The organism is Bythopirellula goksoeyrii (assembly GCF_008065115.1).
Lineage (GTDB): Bacteria > Planctomycetota > Planctomycetia > Pirellulales > Lacipirellulaceae > Bythopirellula > Bythopirellula goksoeyrii.
The window spans coordinates 3,390,444-3,407,261 of the sequence record NZ_CP042913.1 but is presented as its reverse complement, the minus strand read 5'-3'; the positions used below and the strand labels follow the sequence as shown (position 1 = coordinate 3,407,261).

At 53.1% G+C, this 16,818-nt stretch carries 13 protein-coding genes; 10 read left to right on the top strand and 3 right to left on the bottom strand.

Features of this window, described 5'->3' with window-relative positions:
* Positions 1-30 precede the first annotated feature (30 nt).
* The 6 genes from Pr1d_RS13560 (at position 31) to lipA (ending at position 7,894) form a co-directional block, all read left to right on the top strand.
* Entirely contained in the window at positions 31-267 is a 237-nt protein-coding gene (locus tag Pr1d_RS13560) for a DUF4160 domain-containing protein (protein WP_148074032.1), read from the top strand.
* Positions 248-562, top strand: coding sequence for a DUF2442 domain-containing protein (locus tag Pr1d_RS13555; protein ID WP_148074031.1), 315 nt, complete (start codon positions 248-250; stop codon positions 560-562). Before Pr1d_RS13560 ends, Pr1d_RS13555 begins: the two co-directional genes overlap by 20 nt.
* A gap of 75 nt (positions 563-637) precedes the next feature.
* Complete coding sequence (locus tag Pr1d_RS13550; protein ID WP_148074030.1) at positions 638-4,471, top strand: hydantoinase B/oxoprolinase family protein; 3,834 nt, start codon at positions 638-640, stop codon at positions 4,469-4,471.
* Between the two features lie 114 nt (positions 4,472-4,585).
* The gene (locus Pr1d_RS13545) at positions 4,586-5,827 is read left to right on the top strand and encodes a PQQ-binding-like beta-propeller repeat protein (protein ID WP_148074029.1); all 1,242 of its coding nucleotides are present in this window, start codon (positions 4,586-4,588) and stop codon (positions 5,825-5,827) included.
* 161 nt (positions 5,828-5,988) lie between these two features.
* A complete protein-coding gene (cysK, locus tag Pr1d_RS13540; RefSeq protein ID WP_148074028.1) occupies positions 5,989-6,930 on the top strand; it encodes a cysteine synthase A in 942 nt (313 codons plus the stop codon).
* Positions 6,931-6,946: 16 nt separating this feature from the next.
* Positions 6,947-7,894: a lipoyl synthase gene (gene lipA / locus Pr1d_RS13535; RefSeq protein ID WP_148074027.1), complete on the top strand. Its 948-nt coding sequence runs from the start codon at positions 6,947-6,949 to the stop codon at positions 7,892-7,894.
* On the opposite strand, the gene Pr1d_RS13530 is transcribed toward lipA, so the two are convergent.
* Both Pr1d_RS13530 and Pr1d_RS13525 read right to left on the bottom strand, forming a co-directional pair.
* Positions 7,854-8,360 (bottom strand): DUF309 domain-containing protein, encoded by a 507-nt coding sequence (locus tag Pr1d_RS13530; protein ID WP_210417707.1) that lies wholly within the window; start codon positions 8,358-8,360, stop codon positions 7,854-7,856. The two genes, lipA and Pr1d_RS13530, sit on opposite strands and share 41 nt — an antisense overlap.
* The gene (locus Pr1d_RS13525; protein WP_148074026.1) at positions 8,357-11,011 is read right to left on the bottom strand and encodes a hypothetical protein; all 2,655 of its coding nucleotides are present in this window, start codon (positions 11,009-11,011) and stop codon (positions 8,357-8,359) included. Before Pr1d_RS13525 ends, Pr1d_RS13530 begins: the two co-directional genes overlap by 4 nt.
* 276 nt (positions 11,012-11,287) lie before the next feature.
* On the opposite strand from Pr1d_RS13525, the gene Pr1d_RS13520 reads away from it, so the two are divergent.
* The 4 genes from Pr1d_RS13520 to Pr1d_RS13505 are packed head-to-tail and all read left to right on the top strand — an operon-like array spanning position 11,288 to position 16,295.
* Entirely contained in the window at positions 11,288-11,545 is a 258-nt protein-coding gene (locus Pr1d_RS13520) for a hypothetical protein (protein WP_148074025.1), read from the top strand.
* A 13-nt stretch (positions 11,546-11,558) separates the two neighbouring features.
* Entirely contained in the window at positions 11,559-13,682 is a 2,124-nt protein-coding gene (locus Pr1d_RS13515) for a hypothetical protein (RefSeq protein ID WP_148074024.1), read from the top strand.
* A gap of 1 nt (position 13,683) precedes the next feature.
* Positions 13,684-14,631: an ABC transporter ATP-binding protein gene (locus Pr1d_RS13510; RefSeq protein ID WP_148074023.1), complete on the top strand. Its 948-nt coding sequence runs from the start codon at positions 13,684-13,686 to the stop codon at positions 14,629-14,631.
* Positions 14,628-16,295 carry an ABC transporter permease gene (locus tag Pr1d_RS13505; RefSeq protein WP_148074022.1) on the top strand — a complete coding sequence of 556 codons (1,668 nt, stop codon included), beginning with the start codon at positions 14,628-14,630 and terminating at the stop codon, positions 16,293-16,295. Before Pr1d_RS13510 ends, Pr1d_RS13505 begins: the two co-directional genes overlap by 4 nt.
* 139 nt (positions 16,296-16,434) lie before the next feature.
* On the opposite strand, the gene Pr1d_RS13500 is transcribed toward Pr1d_RS13505, so the two are convergent.
* Positions 16,435-16,752 (bottom strand): competence type IV pilus major pilin ComGC, encoded by a 318-nt coding sequence (locus tag Pr1d_RS13500; RefSeq protein WP_148074021.1) that lies wholly within the window; start codon positions 16,750-16,752, stop codon positions 16,435-16,437.
* Positions 16,753-16,818 lie beyond the last annotated feature (66 nt).

Genomic DNA, 16,818 nt, shown 5'->3' with positions numbered 1-16,818 from the left:
CATATCAAGTTCGTCTGGTAAAATAACAAGATGCCAACTGTGCTTCGTAGCGGACCCTTCCGATTCTACTTTTACGCAGGAGACCGTGACGAACCGCCACATATACACGTAGAGCGAGATGAACGTGAAGCAAAGTTCTGGCTAGACCCTATTCGCTTGCAATACAGCCTTGGTTTTGCTGCTCATGAGATCAATAAGATTGCGGCAATAGTCAAACAACATCAACAGCAGTTATTGGATAGTTGGGATGAGTACTTCAACGATTGACACTTCGTTTCACACAGCGAGTAAAGTCAGTCTCAATGACGTTTCGCTTACCGTGGACCTCACCGACGGGCGTACGATTTCAGTGCCCTTGGCTTGGTTCCCTCGCCTTTTACACGGAACACCAACGGAGCGACAGAACTGGCGCTTGATTGCCGGTGGTACTGGGATTCATTGGGCAGACCTTGATGAAGACATCAGTGTCGAGAACCTGCTCTCTGGCAAATCCTCTGGCGAGAGTCAGTCTTCACTCCAAAAATGGCTCGCGCTGCGCACTTCAACTTCCCCCAGAGAATGAGCATTAGTGGTACGATAGCACAAGTTTCCTTGCAAACGTGCGATGACCTTTGGACCACCCACAGCCTCTCCCTCTATGCCTCATCCAACTTGGGAATTCTGGATCGATGTCGGCGGCACTTTTACCGATTGTCTCGCCCAAAGTCCTGATGGAACCGTCCGACGGCATAAACTTCTAAGCTCTGCCGTCACCAAGGGGACCGTCGCCGCTGGTTCGACAAGAGAGCGAATAGTAGACGCCTCACGAATCGGCGATCCAGCAAGCTTTTGGGAAGGCTTTGATTTCACTCTGCTTGACGCAACAGGTTCGCCAGTTGCTCAGTCTAAGGTGGTTGGCTTCAACCAGCAAAATGGTGAGTTGCAATTGTTTCCGCCTCTGGCAGAACCACCGCCACACAGTGGCTGCTATGAAATGCGCTGCGACATCGAAGCACCGGTGCTGGCAATCCGATATTTGCTGGGGTTGTCACTCGCCGAGTCGATACCATCAGTCCGATTGCGATTGGGGACTACACGGGGGACGAATGCGTTGCTCACACGTACCGGTGCCCGGACCGCGTTGGCGATCACCCAGGGCTTTGGCGATCTCCTGGAAATCGGCAGCCAGGAGCGGCCGGAGCTGTTTGCTCTGCGAGTGGTCAAGCCTGCACCACTGACTGAATGTAGTATCGAAATCGCTGAACGCGTTACCGCCGACGGTTCTATTTTGATGAAGCCAAACCGTGACATAATACACAGACAACTCAGCAATCTAAAATCGAGTGGTATCGAGTCCCTTGCTATTTGCCTACTACATGCTGATTTGTATCCTGAGCATGAATTGATTGTAGAAGAAATTGCACGTGAGGTTGGCTTCCAAGAGGTTAGCCGATCGAGCGAGGTCGCCCCGCTGGTGAAAATCGTTCCTCGTGCTGAAACCACTGTCGTCGATGCCTACCTCAGCCCCGTGCTGCGCAACTACCTAGACAACCTGCGGGCGTCTCTCCCAGGTAGCCAGATCCGGTTGATGACCTCCGCCGGCGGACTGGTGGGAGATCAAGCATTCCGCGGTACCCAGAGTGTGCTTTCTGGTCCAGCAGGTGGAGTGGTAGGTTACGCCCAGGTTGCTGAGGCGACTGGGTTTGAACGTGCAATCGGCTTTGACATGGGGGGAACGAGTACCGACGTCTCGCGCTTCGATGGTTCTTTTGAGTACGAATATGAAACCTGCAAAGCAGGCGTGCGGCTTGTCACTCCCATGTTGGCGATCAACACCGTCGCCGCCGGAGGAGGTTCGATATGCCGATTTGACGGAACACAACTAACCGTGGGTCCCGCAAGCGCCGGTGCCGATCCAGGCCCTGCCTGTTACGGTCGCGGTGGGCCTCTGACGGTCACCGACCTCAATTACTATCTGGGCCGTATCGCCATAGACAAGTTTCCATTTCAGCTTGACCGCGCTGCCGTCCAGCGCAAACTTGATTCGCTGGTCGCTGACGTCTGTGAAGCCACCGAAGAACAACTCAGTTGTGTAGATTTAGCCGAAGGACTTCTTACGGTCGCCAATGCAAACATGGTCCGCGCGATTCGTAGTGTATCGATTGCCAAAGGAGCTGACCCCGCCGACTATTTGCTCGTTCCCTTTGGGGGGGCAGCTGCCCAACATGCTTGTGCGGTGGCACGCGAACTTGGCATTCGGCAGATTCTGAATCATCCCGACGCTGGTATCCTCAGTGCCTACGGCATTGGTCAAGCTGACGTAGTACGTCATGCGGCTCAAGGAATGTCACAACTACTTGCTGAGAGCAACTACAAGCAACTGGCGGCTGTGTTTGATGAGTTGGAACAAGCCCCCTACGCGGAACTCATTGCCGAGGGAATCCCTTCCACACAGATTGAGATCCATCACACGATTGATCTGCGATACTTGGGAACCGACGTACCTCTCAACGTTCCCTTCGCTTCATTCTCCAACGTCGCAAGATCATTCGAGTCACTCCACCGGGAGCAATTCGGCTACGTTCCCACCGATATACCGATTGAGATTTTAGCCCTACGAGTCGAAGCTCTTGGCAAGACAGGAAGCAAATCAATTGCTTCGTCGCGCTGCCCCGTCAATCAAGTCACACCCACCACTCACGCCGCTTGCCGGCTTAACGGCCAAGACCTTCAGATTCCCTGCTACGACCGAGCAGACCTCATCTCAGGTGCTACTCTCACCGGCCCTGCGCTAATCGCTGATATGCATTCCACGATCCTCATAGAAGCAGGTTGGCAATGTGAAACGCTCTCCGGCAGCGAATTGCTCCTCACAGACAATTCTCCCGATAGTATCTCTGCTCAAGAAAGTTCTCAGCAGAGTGAAGCCGTCATGTTGGCCGTCTTCAACAATCTTTTCGCCGGAATCGCCGAACAAATGGGCCATGTGCTGCGACGAACTGCACTCAGCGTGAACGTCAAAGAGCGTCTCGACTACAGTTGTGCCGTATTCACCGCATCAGGTGACCTCGTTGCCAACGCTCCACACGTCCCAGTTCACTTAGGTGCAATGAGTGCCACGGTCCGCGGAATCATCGCCGAGAATCCAAACCTTTCACCAGGCGACGTTTACATCTCGAACGATCCCTACCGCGGAGGCTCCCATCTTCCCGACGTGACAGTCATTACCCCCGTGCATGATCCCTCCACAGGTGACCTGCTGTTCTTCACCGCCTGCCGTGCCCATCACGCTGAGATTGGCGGCGTGCGGCCTGGCTCGATGCCCCCCCGTTCCCGCACACTCGGCGAAGAAGGAGTGTTGATCTCCAACTTTGCATTTGTGAAGAACGGCGAATCACGAGAAGCCGAGCTCCGGAAACTGCTGTCACAGCCTCCCTACCCTTCCCGCCGTGTGGAAGAAAACTTGGCCGACATTCGCGCCCAGGTTGCCGCCAACCAACAAGGTGCCCGCGATTTGCTAGCCCTCGTCGAGCGATATTCCTTGCCCGTAGTCCAAGACAAGATGCTCGGTATCCAAGACGCCGCCACTGCAAAAGTCCGCCACGCACTTGCCAGTTTCGGCAACGAAGATCGTGAATTCACTGACTACCTGGAGACTGCCGAAGGGGAAAGTGTGCCAATCTGTACGAAAATCACATTCCAATCCGATGCCGAAGGGCCTGTAGCCAGCATCGACTTTACTGGGAGCGGCCCCGTCGTCGAGGGCAACCTCAATGCCAACCCAGCCATTGTCTCCGCCGCAGTGCTCTACGTACTGCATCTCTTGGTCAACGAAGACTTGCCACTCAATGAAGGTGCCCTTCGCGCCGTGAATATCTACCTGCCTCCAGGCCTCTTGAATCCGCCCCGTGGTGCCACCCTAGCAGAAAGCCCCGCGGTCGCCGCTGGCAATGTTGAGACTTCCCAACGCGTGGTTGACGTACTCTTGGGTGCCTTCGGCGTGGCCGCCGCCAGCCAGGGAACCATGAACAACCTTCTCTTTGGCAACGCCGAGTTCGGCTACTATGAAACCATTTGCGGCGGCAGCGGTGCTACGCATGAAGGCCCCGGCGCCAGTGCCGTGCAGGTTCACATGACCAACACTCGCGCAACCGATCCTGAAATCCTGGAACGCCGACTCCCGTTAAGTTTACTAGAATTCAGCATCCGCCGCGGCTCAGGTGGGGCTGGGGTTCATCACGGTGGCGACGGTGTCGTGCGGCGATTGGAATTCCTCGAACCGTTGGAATTGTCACTCATCACCGAGCGTCGTGGACCGCACGCGCCCTATGGCTTGAATGGAGGAGACCCCGGGCAACTCGGAAAAAATATTTTGCACTTGGCAAAAGGCACCAAGATCGAACTCCCCGGCATCTGTGAGCGATCAATTGAGCCTGGGGATGTACTAACCATAGAAACGCCGGGAGGTGGTGGCTGGGGCCCTCGATCTTAATCTAAAGGGACTCTTAGCTGTGTATTCTCTTCCCCGGACCGTGACATCTAGATTGGATTGCCTTACAATTCGGGTGTTTCTAATTCTAGTTTCATCTCTCTCACATAATGTGCCATGAAATTCTCTACAACGCTCCTCGTAGCTTTCACTCTCTTTAAAGTTGCTTACTCGCCAGCTGCCGAAAACTGGCCCCAATGGCGAGGCCCTGATGCTTCTGCCGTTGTTTCATCCGGCAACTACCCGGCATCTATCACCGAGGACAATATCGCTTGGAAAGTCGAACTTCCCGGCCGAGGTTGCTCCACCCCTGCAGTCTGGGGTGACCAGATTTTCGTGACTTCTGGCATTGATGGTTCCGACGGTGTTGTCTGCTACGACTTCGCGGGCAAAGAACAGTGGCGACATCTGTTTGGTCCTGAGCGTGCCGGCAAACACAAGAACGGTAGTGGCAGCAATTCCTCACCCATCACCGATGGTGAGAACCTTATCGTGTATTACAAGAGTGGCACGCTCGCCTGTTTGGACTTGGCTGGCAAAGTACTTTGGGAATCGAACCTCCAAGAACAATATGGAGAAGATACTCTATGGTGGGACCTGGGCACTTCTCCTGTGCTGGTTGGTGATCTAGTAATCGTCGCTGTAATGAACGACGGAGATGGATTTCTAGTCACCCTGGACTTGGCCACCGGCAAAGAAGCTTGGAAGACAGACCGTGTTTATGAAGTCCCCAAGGAATGTGATAACTCCTACACGACTCCCGCACTCTCAAGTGACAAGAAAGTGATCGTCACTCTCGGGGCCGACCATGTGACCGGCCACGAAGTGCAAACCGGAAAGCTCTTGTGGGAATGTGGCGGTCTTAATCCCGCAGGCGAAGCCGCTCAGCGGACAATTGCCTCACCAACTGTTTCCGGAGACATCGCCATCGTGCCTTATCGTCGTGGTGAAATGCTCACCGCGATCGAACTCGGCGGGCAAGGCGATATCACTGGCACCGGAAAGCTATGGGAAGTACCCGCGAAGGCCGGCGATGTGCCCACGCCCTTGGTGAACGAAGGTAAGGTAATCGTACTGAGTGATCGTGGGGATCTGACTTGTCTCAATATTGAATCCGGGGAGGAACTTTGGACAGCGGAACTGCCGCGCGGCCGCGCCAAGTATTTTTCTTCTCCCATACTGGCCAACGGTCTGCTCTATTGCCTGCGAGAAGACGGCGCGATTAACGTCGGTCGGATAGCCGACGGGTACGAGCAACTGAGCGAATACAACTTTGACGAACAATGCGTGGCCACGCCAATCCCGATCCGTGATCAGTTATTCATCCGGGGAAGTGAGCATTTGTTTTTAGTGCGATAAGATTGCTACATAATCAATAGCCCTTGATTTCCCACCTTATTCAGGGCTTGTCGAGACCAGCCGAAGTGCTGATAATCCACGGTTTATTGCCCTCTATACCGTTCCAGGGCGGCCACGCTCTCAACATACCGATTCCTCGTCCAGTAAAGTAAAGGAAGACCATGCCACGCAACAAAACTTACGACAGCATCGCCACTGCGATTGGTGATACCCCTATGATTCGCATTAATCGGCTGGTTCCTGAGGGGCAAGCTACCGTGTTCGCCAAATGCGAGTTTTTCCAGCCACTCAATAGCGTCAAGGACCGAATTGGCGTGGCGATGATCGAAGCTGGCGAGAAGGCTGGCCATGTGAATTCCAAAACACTCATTGTCGAGCCGACCAGTGGCAATACGGGGATCGCACTCGCCTTTGTTTGCGCAGCCAAAGGGTATCGACTCACACTCACCATGCCCGAGTCGATGTCGGTTGAGCGACGTGCCTTGTTGCGAGCCATGGGCGCCGAATTGGTCCTCACACCTGCTGCAGGGGGAATGAAGGCAGCAATCGAAAAGGCGAGTGAAATTGTCAGCGGCACTGAAAATGCTTGGATGCCGCAACAGTTCGAGAATCCCGCGAATCCTGGGATTCACGAGAAGACCACAGGCCCAGAAATTTGGGAGGACTCTGGAGAAAACATCGATGCCATCGTCGCCGGTGTCGGTACAGGAGGCACTATCACCGGGGTGGCACGATATATCAAGCCGCGAAATTCTTCGTTCAAAGCCTTCGCCGTCGAACCAGCAGATTCGCCAGTCATCGGAGGTGGTCAGCCGGGGCCACACAAAATTCAAGGTATCGGTGCCGGGTTTATTCCTAAGAATCTGGATACGACCATCGTCGATGAAGCGATCTCGATCAGCAACGAAGAGGCGTTTCAATGGTCTCGTCGCCTGGCACGCGAGGAAGGTATTATGGCCGGTATTTCGAGTGGCGCGAATATGTGTGCCGCAGCCAAAATTGCTGCTCGGCCAGAGTTCGCCGGCAAGCGAATCGTTACGATCATGTGCAGCCTTGGTGAGCGGTACCTGTCGACACCTTTGTTCGAAGGTCTCACAGGCTGAACGAGACTGGCTCCGCATGATCACGCTACCGATTGTCGAAACCACGAGATCGCCCAATGGGCGGCAGCGGCTGCCCGAGTGGCTGCGGGTGAATCTCCCCGCCGGCGGCGCACAGGCTTCGTTCAATGGTACGCATTCAACGGTTGCAGAAAACCAACTGCATACGGTTTGCGAAGAGGCTCGTTGTCCCAACATCCACGACTGTTGGGCGCGTGGCACGGCTACTTTCATGATTGCCGGCAAGGAATGTACGCGCGGCTGCCGGTTTTGTTCGGTCGAGACTCTGAAGCAACCACCGCCACTGGAAACAGATGAGCCAGAGCGCCTGGCCGACGCAGTCGAGCGGATGAGTTTGGCGCATGTCGTTATCACGGTCGTCAATCGCGACGATCTCCCCGATGGTGGCGCCGATCATTACAAGCGATGCGTGACGGCAGTCAAGCGGCGGTTGCCCGGGACAACTGTGGAACTCCTGTCCAGTGATCTCGATGGTAATCATGCAGCACTCACCCATCTGCTGAATGAAATCCCACTAGCCGTCTTCGCGCATAACGTCGAATGCGTACCGCGGCTCGACAAACTAGTCCGAGATCCTCGGGCTTCATTTGCCCAAAGCCTCGAAGTACTGCGCCAAGCCAAACAACTACGTCCTGATCTCTGGACTAAAAGCAGCCTCATGGTTGGCTTGGGTGAGACAGACATGGAAGTGACTGAATCAATGCAAGCTTTACGCACCGTTGGCGTGGAACTGCTAACCTTGGGTCAGTACCTCGCCCCCGGCAAACCGGGCACTCGGTACCTGCCTGTAGACCGGTTTGTTCACCCTGACCAATTCGAGTCATGGAAGAATGCGGCATTGGCAATGGGTTTCCTCGGCGTAGCATCCGGTCCGCTCGTCCGCAGTAGCTATCGAGCAGGGCTTCTCATGGAGGCAGCACAGCAAGCACAATTGGCGCAAACTTAGCTCCTGGATCGTCGGCCGTTCGCTGTGCATCTTGCAGAATCAAATCGAGATTCACCCCGCAATAGCTTGAACGCGAGAGAGAACTCAACAGTTCGATCGCTCTACGCGCATGTCGGCCGACACCTGTTGGATTGCCCTCGCATTGCTTCACACCTGCCGCCGCCAGTTTGATGAGCCCTTTCAAGAAATCGGCATCTGTTCCCTTGCGGCCGGCCGCATGCCACAAGGCTTCCCATGCTTCGTGGGCCTCCCAGAAGTAACCGTGATTGAAGAGATCGACCGCATAGAGGAACGTCTCGCTCGCCTCCCAGTTTATGGGATCAAGAGGCGACTCGGCTGACTCCGTTTCACCGTGCATGTGACCGCTCGGATCACTCACAGGATGGGGCGTTCCACTGCCCGGCACGTAGCTGTAGGGCGGGAAAGGTCGATTACTAAAACGAGGAACTGGCGAATCAGGCATCATGGCAGCGCATCGGGGGCCATCATCAGTTCCACATGAGCCGACAGTTCGCCATCGGCCACACGCAGGTCACCCTGCATCCCGCGGAACCACTCCAAGAACGCGACCTTAAACCCTTCGGGGACCTCAGTGAGCATAAAGCGATTGGAGACAGGCAATGCCGTTGAGGACCAAACTGGCAGCGAACCCTCGGTCTCATAGAGCTGATATTCACCGCCCAAGGCACAGGCAAACTTACCATCCACCAAACGTTCGGCGAATTTCAAGCAATCCTCACGTGGAACATGAAGCAGATTGGCAAGCGAATTCATCATTCGACTGGGGGACACCGATGTCTCCCTTGTACGCGAATAGGCCAAAGCGCTGACGGTTTCGGAAATCTGCTTTCCTGTGAGATCATCAGCTCTCACCCTTACTTGGGCAGGCCGTTCCGCAGGTTCGAATCCCAATTGCGGTTCGACTTCTCGTATTACGTCTGGCTTGAATGAAATAAGCAAGAAATTGTCCGACTGTGCCTGCCACATCTGGTCACCAAGCGCCTGGGGCTCCGGACCGTTAGCATGCTCTGGCCCTTGCAACATTTCAAGTAGTCCCGGTCGGGGCCAGGCCCCCACATAGCCTCGAACCAACTCACTCCTCGCAACACCCGGGGACACTTTACCTTGCTTGACGACTAGCGGAGAACGAAAATCGCGGAGTCCTCCAAACAACAAATGCGGCTGGCTGCCACCTCCGATCAAGGGCACTGGCAGATCGAGCACCGCTTCGAGCGACACCACATTACCAGAAATCGGTTTCATCTGTTCGTCGATGGGCTCCCCAAGTGAGTCGATCAGTCTTCCAAGTCTTACTTTTCCCAAGGGTGCTGCAATCGCATCGATATGTAGTGTGTGATCCTCCTCCGGAGTGCGGGGCAGACGTTGGACTCCAAATGCGATCGGTGGCATCTCGCCCACTTCTTCAGCAAAACTAGCAAGGAACTTTCGATACGCTTCAAGCTCGGCAGCCGAAGCTTGCTTAACATCGATGTCACCCACGGGAACAAAAAAGCCAGGGGTACCTCGAAGCGAATCCAAGTGACCGTCGTCTGTTTCCTCTATGCGGCTCCCATCCGCGCGAATCCCAAAACCCTTAGGCAGAATACCTGTAGCAATCAACTCCTCGGTAGTAATTGCTGGCAATCCTTCACATTCTGCAGCGTAACGAGCCATCTCAACAAGGTGTGACTGCTGGGCAGCCTGCTGGCGGCGTCGGGCTTCGACCCAGTACTCGGGCGATAGTAAATTCTGGAAAAACTTTTCGGAGAAAAAACCAAAGATCGTATGCTCTTTCTCCAGTAGCAATTTTTGGCGTGCCTGCCGGAAACTCGGCAAGGAAGCCAGCGAGTGGTCTCCCTCTCCTGCTTCAAAAAACCGCTCCACAATCTTACGAGACGTTGTCACCAAATGAAAATCGCCTGACTGGGCATAGTAGGTCCGTAGTTGGCCGTCGGGTGTAGATATCAGTGAGACGTCCTTGCCGGCAATGCTCACCGTTGTCTCTGTCGCATCAGGAAAGTATTGCAAAGAATCTCGTCGTTGCCGCATAAAATCTTGGGAGAGAAGTTGGTTGTTCCGAGCCTGGACCAGAATACCAATCGCAGCTCCCTGCCGCATATAGGGATCCAAACCAATCAAAGCTGCATCACTAATGAATTGAGGAGCAAGAACCCTAGAGAGTACATTTTCCCTAAGTGACAATTGTTGTTCGATGCGACTCATCTGGTTCCCTTTGATACCGCGACGCATCAACATGTTCTTTAGGTCACCGTCCCACTTTGCATTGAAATCGCGGAACCAAAAGTAATTATTGAAATTGCCGAACCGCAAGTAAAAACACTCTTCCGGTACATGGGTGGCCAGGGCCTCGAGGGGTACCTCATCCAACTTCGATTCATCAACTTCCACTGCAGTCCAGTTGGGAGGCGGCGGAAGCTCCTGCAACTCTTGTGAATCGGCACTCGTTCCCAGCACCATCTCGCGGTCGACTGCCAGGAGGGCCGCTTCGCCACCGAACATCTCTTGCAGGGCCGAATCTTTTTCCTGCAGCCCAAATAACCCTCCACCAATTTTCGGCACAGGACGATTCAAACGTCGGGCGAAGGAAGCCACCAGAAAGTTCTCGGCAATCGGCGGAAACTCAGGATCTTTCTGCAAACGCGACCACCGTTGGGTGAGTTGTTCCCACCACTCGCCGAGCAAACGTTGATGTCCCTGGGCGTTTCGCTGCGGTTTAATGCGCACTCCCTGCTCCACCGGGGAATAAGCCGAAATATCAAATGGCTCGTCTCCGCGGAACAGAAAATACATCGTCACCGTGCGAGGTGTTTGGATTCCTAGCAACCCGCGTAGGAATTGCCGAGCTGGTTCCACTTTCACAACCGGATAGATAGCACGGCCATCCTTCTCGGCGACCGTAAACCGCTCATCATTGAGTGGCAACGACGGCTCACCTCGAAACACGTCCACCGTCACTCGGGCAACCCCCAAGGGCTGGCCGATATAGGCCTCGACTTCTGGGGCAGCATGCGAGGACGACACCATCACCGAATAGGTGAAAATTACAGCAATGAGATTGCGAGCCGAATTGAGAATTATCACACGATTTCGAGACATCTGCTCCCTCTTAGATTCATTACAATCAGTGGTTACTCCCGTGTTTCATGCTACAGGCACAAGTGTTACGAGGCTAGAGGCTGAAACAACAATGAAAGCGAGACCTTCTCGCCGGAGGCACACTTGTGAGCGGAACTCCCTGAGCAAAGTGTTGGTCAGGTCAGATCAATGAAGTAATCCACACCTCAACCAAAGACTTGCTCAACACCAGCCGACTCTGCGACAATAGCTAGCATGTTCTTGCCGAGATTTACATTAAGATCAACACTTAAGTGGGTGACAATTTGTGCCCTGTTCAGCCTGGTGTTGGCTCGTGCCGTCGCCGGTAGCTATTGGGCGATTGCTCTGAGCGTGGCCGTCTTGAGCATCGTGTTTGTACTCCTCGTCCATGCTTGTACGTATGTGATTGTGATGGCCTTGTCGAAAGTGCTCAGGAAAGAACAGTTGCCCTCTCGCACTCCGCAAGGCGGAATCCAAGCCAATCCAGATGATAGGTATCTCCCCGAATCTACTGCCTCGCCTCGCAGTTCTTGAACGTTGCTTCTCTATGACTCACATTCGACAACATACGTTCGCCAGGGTAAAGTGGATAATCTTCGCTCTATTTTTGATCAGTACTTGGAATGCGATTCCACCAGAAGCGCCAGCCGCAAGCGGTCTTCTTTTAGAGTTACCCGTTTCACAAAACAACACTCCGCGATACTCAAAACAGTCAGCACTTCGTCTCAATATTGACACGAATTGGATCGGCGAACATGGTTACAGGCCTGTTCGTTTCACCTTCAAATCACTGCTTCCCATACCAGCTGATGTCCAAGTCACGATTCGATTCTTCGCGGCACGCCGGTGGGACAAGAATCCAGCCATTGTCGTTGAACAAGATTTCGAGCTTGCTGCCGGAAGTACTTTATCGACCTTTTCAGTCTTAGTTCCTGAATATGTCGAATGGCGATACATTGGCTGCGAAACGTGGGTCGATGGAGTGCAAGATAATCAGCTGAGTATGGAACTTGTTCAGCATCCAAGGTCTTCGAATTCCCAGTCGGGATACGGCGGCTACAACTTTTCAGCAATGCTATTGAGTCCAGCAGGTTATCTTAGCAACAATCGCCTACTGAGGGAGATTGGCGGAACACCTGCTGAAACTTATGCTTGGCGTAAAACTGAACTACCTTCGACATGGGTCGACTACTCTTCTTTTGACGTAGTGATCACAGTTCTCGATGAACTGGAATCTTTCAATACGATGCAGCCTGTACGACTTGCTGAACTTCTAAGATGGATTCGTTCAGGGGGCAATCTGTGGGTGTTTGACGCCGGCAAACAATACGAGCAAATCTCCCAAGTCGAAGCCGCGTTGGGGATTTCCGGTGAAGAGGGAGAACTTGAGAGCGGCTCCCAAGCACTTCTGGAACGCGGCTGGCGGTTTCCCAAGGTCGACAATCCAGGCACCGATAAGCTGGAAAAACTCCGGCAACTTCAAGCCCCCCTATCTCAATTAACGACTGAACCCGTTGATCAAGACGCTACAGAACCTCAGGATTCAAGAAAATGGTTCACGACACGACTGTTGGGAATGGGTACGGTTACGGTATTTGCTGAGTCCTCAAGATTTGGCAAAACTGCGGAAGAGACTTCATGGGCGATCACACAATCATTGCTCGCTGATCGACTTTCCTGGGTTGGCCGTCACGGCAACGATCCAGATGCGGGGAATGATAATTTTAATGACTGGTTAATTCCCGATGTGGGAACCGCACCAGTAACGGCCTTTCAAGCCCTGCTCACTTTGTTCGTGTTGGGCATCGGACCAGCAAATTACCTCCTACTGAAACGACGCGAGCAACTTCCGCTTCTGCTCCTCACGGTCCCAGTGGCAGCCTTGGCAACGATATTTTTATTGCTTGTCTATAGTTACATTACTGACGGCTTTGGAACGATAGTTCGTGCCCGTAGTTTCACCCTCCTAGACCAACGCTCGGGGACAACGGCATGTTGGGCGAGGCTCTCTTACTTCTCGGGAATTGCTCCTGCTAATGGACTGGAACTGCCAACCGATACGCTGGTCTATCCGATATTGCCCGCCTCCCGTACTGGCAATCGCCGCATGATTCGTGGGCTTGCACAGCAGCGTCGCGAATTACATTGGGATGGCACAGAAAAGCTTATTGATGGTTGGCTAGCCTCTCGGACCCCAACCCAGTATTTGACGATCACGAGTCGCGAGGTGCAGAAACAGATCGACTTCGAGCAAGTGGCCGAAGGATTGCAGGCGACAAATCAACTGGGCGTCGATATCCGAATGCTTGCTGTGGTGGATGACGAGGGTAGTTTTTACCTGTCTGAAGAAATACCTGCGAACAGATCGATTCTGCTACCGGAAACAACTCAAAATCAGGCGATGATGCAATTACGAAAACTCTTCTCTGACAACGAGCCACAGTTTCCTCCTGGCACGGCTGAATCCATTTCTGTTGACGGAAACATCGTCTCGCTTCCTCTGGCACAGAATCTAATGGAAACCCAGATTGCTGCGATTTCCTCTGCCATATCGCAAGGATGGAATCCTCGTACATTTGTTGCCATCACGGAACATGGCATGGATCTCTCACTCGGACTCGCTGACGTTACCGAAGATGCCAGTTTTCATGTCGTGCGAGGGAAATGGTAATATGATCCAAGCCCGGCAGCCAATGATTGAATTGAAGAACCTGCATCGCCATTTCGGCAAAACTCGGGCGGTCGACGACATCAGCTTCGAAGTTTATGCGGGCGAGGTCTTTGGCTACATCGGCCCCAATGGTGCCGGCAAAACCACCAGCATGAGGATTCTGGCGACTCTCGATGAACCAACCTCCGGTGATGCTTTTGTCGACGGGTTCTCCGTCGTCGATGATCCCGACCGTGTACGACGTCGGCTTGGTTTCATGCCCGACTATTTTGGCACCTATGATAATGTGAATGTTCGTGAGTACTTGGACTTCTTCGCCCGCGCCTATGGTTTACGCGGAACTGAACGGAGAACAGCCGTTGATTCCGTCATGGATTTCACTCTTCTTGATACTCTGGCCGAGAAACCCATTAACGGTCTCTCCAAGGGCATGAAGCAGAGGCTCTGTCTGGGCCGCACTATGATTCACGATCCAGCTGTGCTCATACTTGATGAGCCTGCCGCAGGACTGGACCCCCGAGCTCGGATAGAGCTGCGCGAAATGATCGATAGGCTCTCTGATCTCGGCAAAGCGGTGCTGATTAGTTCTCACATTCTCACCGAACTTGCCGAGCTGTGCGACCGAGTGGCTATCATTGAACAAGGACAGCTATTGGCTACGGGTAGCGTAGAAGAAATCAGCGGACATTCTGAAACTGTCAGCAGAGTGTGGATGCGTGTCCTTGGCAATCCTGACAACTTGGTTGATTGGCTAGGCAAACGTACCGACATTACTGCAATCACTCTTGAAGCGGGCAAAATAGCCTGTACGCACGAAGGTGGACAAGAGAATCAAGCGGTGTTACTACGTGAAGTCGTAGAAGCTGGTTTCCGCGTTCTGGAGTTTTCCAGCAAAGTTAAGAGTCTCGAAGACGTGTTCTTGTTTGTCACCGAGGGGAGAGTGCAGTGAGTGCTGGAACAATCCCCAATCCGTCACCCGTGCAAGAATCGGTCGAACAGGCTGGCTCGATGGGCATGTTCACCTCCCTACTAGCTTGGCTAGAGCGGATGATCGACCGCGTAAACCCGATCCTCGTCAAAGAGACTCGGCAAGCCCTCAAAAGCCGCCAGTTTGTTGCGACATTTCTCATCGTGCTGATCGCTTGCTGGGCAGCAAGTTTCGCCGTCGTGGCGATTATCGGACCCGACGTCTATTACGTTGCTTCTGGACCAACCATGCTGATTGTCTATGCGATGATCTTGGCAATTCCCTTGATACTTATCGTTCCATTTACCGCTTTTCGATCACTGGCTGCTGAGCAGGAAGAAAATACCTACGAGTTGCTCTCAATCACATCGCTCTCTGCAAAGCAAATCATCAGCGGCAAGTTAGGCAGTGCTGCCGTGCAGATGATGGTGTATATGTGTGCGGTCAGTCCTTGTATCGCTTTTACCTATCTCTTGCGCGGTGTCGACATACCAACCATTGTGTTCATGTTGATCTACTTTATGTTCTTGTGCATGGGACTATCAATGCTGGGGCTTCAAGCTGGTACAAGTGTGAAGGCACGACAGACACACGTATTAATCTCCCTGCTATTTGTCCTCTCTCTAGCCATTGTTCTGCTGAGTACCATTTCCGTAATTCCGGAATTCGTTGAAGAAGGGTTAGTCAATTTCCAAGAACGTTGGTTCTGGATTACCAACTTAGCAGCGTTGAGTTTCTACTCCTCACTTTTTGCACTCCTACACGCAACAGCAGCAGCTCAAATTGGTTTCAACAGCGACAATCACTCGACTCCTATAAGAAAATGCATGCTTATTTTGCATGCCTGTATGATCGGTTGGATTGGTGCGATAGTCTTCATTGAACCGCCGACGATCGAGTTCTTCCTGCAAATGGTTCTTACGGCTACCGCAGGTTCAGTCGTTTTCTGGTATATCATGGGGGCCTTTATGACCAGCGAGTGGCCCCATCTATCACGCAGAGTCATGAGAAGTTTGCCATCCAGTACGTTGGGCAGAGTGTTTCTCACCTGGTTCAATCCAGGACCCCACACGGGTTACATGTTCGCCGTGAGTACACTGACGGCAATGACCATCGCAGGGTTGGCTGTTACGGCTTGGGTCCCCACTTCAAGGAATTGGCCCTCTCACAACACCGTCGTCTACTTTCTCCTCTTGAGTTGGTGCTATTTCGTGATCTTCCTCGGCGTGGGAAAACTCATTACTAGTCTCATGAGGACCGTCACTTACGTTCAATTGTCTGCGGGCTTCCTGATTCAACTCGTGCTACTTCTGATCGCTTGTGGTATTCCCCAAGTGATCTACTTGATGACTCCGTCACTCCGAATGGGCAGTGACTTCTCTTTCTTGCAAGTGTCTAACCCCATCTGGACGCTCGTCACACTCATCGACAATGGCCCCCAAGCAGTCGAAGCGAACACTCTGCTCATGATTCTGGTTCCAACAGCGATCATAGTCCTCCTGCTGAATCTCCGCACCCTGGCCGTGGACATTCAGTATTTGCCGCGATCACTCCCGGCCAGAGTTGCTCAAGATGAATCTGAACTGCATCCTTTAGCAGAAGTGAAGCCCGGAAACCCCTGGGAGGAAGAGGCGACGGAAGCCTGAATGGCTTAGAGTTGTACCTACTGGATAATACCCCAAGGTGCTTCAAGGAATCCAGCGGCTGGGCAGAGATGCTATGCCGAGGGATGCTCCCCTACCGGACGGATCTAGGAGGCTAAACCACCAAGCGTAAATCCTCAGGTCAATTCACCCGATGGGTCGTGGCATTCAAAGAAAACTTCTTGTTATCAACTGGGTTGATAGGAATGCCCTCAGGCAAGTAATTGGGATCGGCTCCAATGTCGCTCAGGTCGTTCAACGGCCACTTTCCTTTGGCAATGTACCACTCTTCAACCGCCTTATTGATGGTCGTCCGATAATGGTCGCGAACGCGATATTTGGCGATGTCATTCGATCCCGTGAATCTCGGTATGACGATAGCGGCAAGAATACCTACCATCGTTGCCACTGCAAGTACTTCGAGCAGTGAAAAACCGCTCCACTTCTTTATAGATTTCATGGTTTTGCAGCTCCAATGCGATTCCGCGAGATCATCCCAATCGTCAACTTTGCTGTGAAGCAAAGC

Bases quoted from the DNA above. Each gene is read 5' to 3' on its own strand.
- Pr1d_RS13560 (WP_148074032.1), top strand. From the start codon at position 31: ATGCCAACTGTGCTTCGTAGCGGACCCTTCCGATTCTACTTTTACGCA.
- Pr1d_RS13555 (WP_148074031.1), top strand. From the start codon at position 248: ATGAGTACTTCAACGATTGACACTTCGTTTCACACAGCGAGTAAAGTC.
- Pr1d_RS13550 (WP_148074030.1), top strand. From the start codon at position 638: ATGCCTCATCCAACTTGGGAATTCTGGATCGATGTCGGCGGCACTTTT.
- Pr1d_RS13545 (WP_148074029.1), top strand. From the start codon at position 4,586: ATGAAATTCTCTACAACGCTCCTCGTAGCTTTCACTCTCTTTAAAGTT.
- cysK (WP_148074028.1), top strand. From the start codon at position 5,989: ATGCCACGCAACAAAACTTACGACAGCATCGCCACTGCGATTGGTGAT.
- lipA (WP_148074027.1), top strand. From the start codon at position 6,947: ATGATCACGCTACCGATTGTCGAAACCACGAGATCGCCCAATGGGCGG.
- Pr1d_RS13530 (WP_210417707.1), bottom strand. From the start codon at position 8,360: ATGATGCCTGATTCGCCAGTTCCTCGTTTTAGTAATCGACCTTTCCCG.
- Pr1d_RS13525 (WP_148074026.1), bottom strand. From the start codon at position 11,011: ATGTCTCGAAATCGTGTGATAATTCTCAATTCGGCTCGCAATCTCATT.
- Pr1d_RS13515 (WP_148074024.1), top strand. From the start codon at position 11,559: ATGACTCACATTCGACAACATACGTTCGCCAGGGTAAAGTGGATAATC.
- Pr1d_RS13510 (WP_148074023.1), top strand. From the start codon at position 13,684: ATGATCCAAGCCCGGCAGCCAATGATTGAATTGAAGAACCTGCATCGC.
- Pr1d_RS13500 (WP_148074021.1), bottom strand. From the start codon at position 16,752: ATGAAATCTATAAAGAAGTGGAGCGGTTTTTCACTGCTCGAAGTACTT.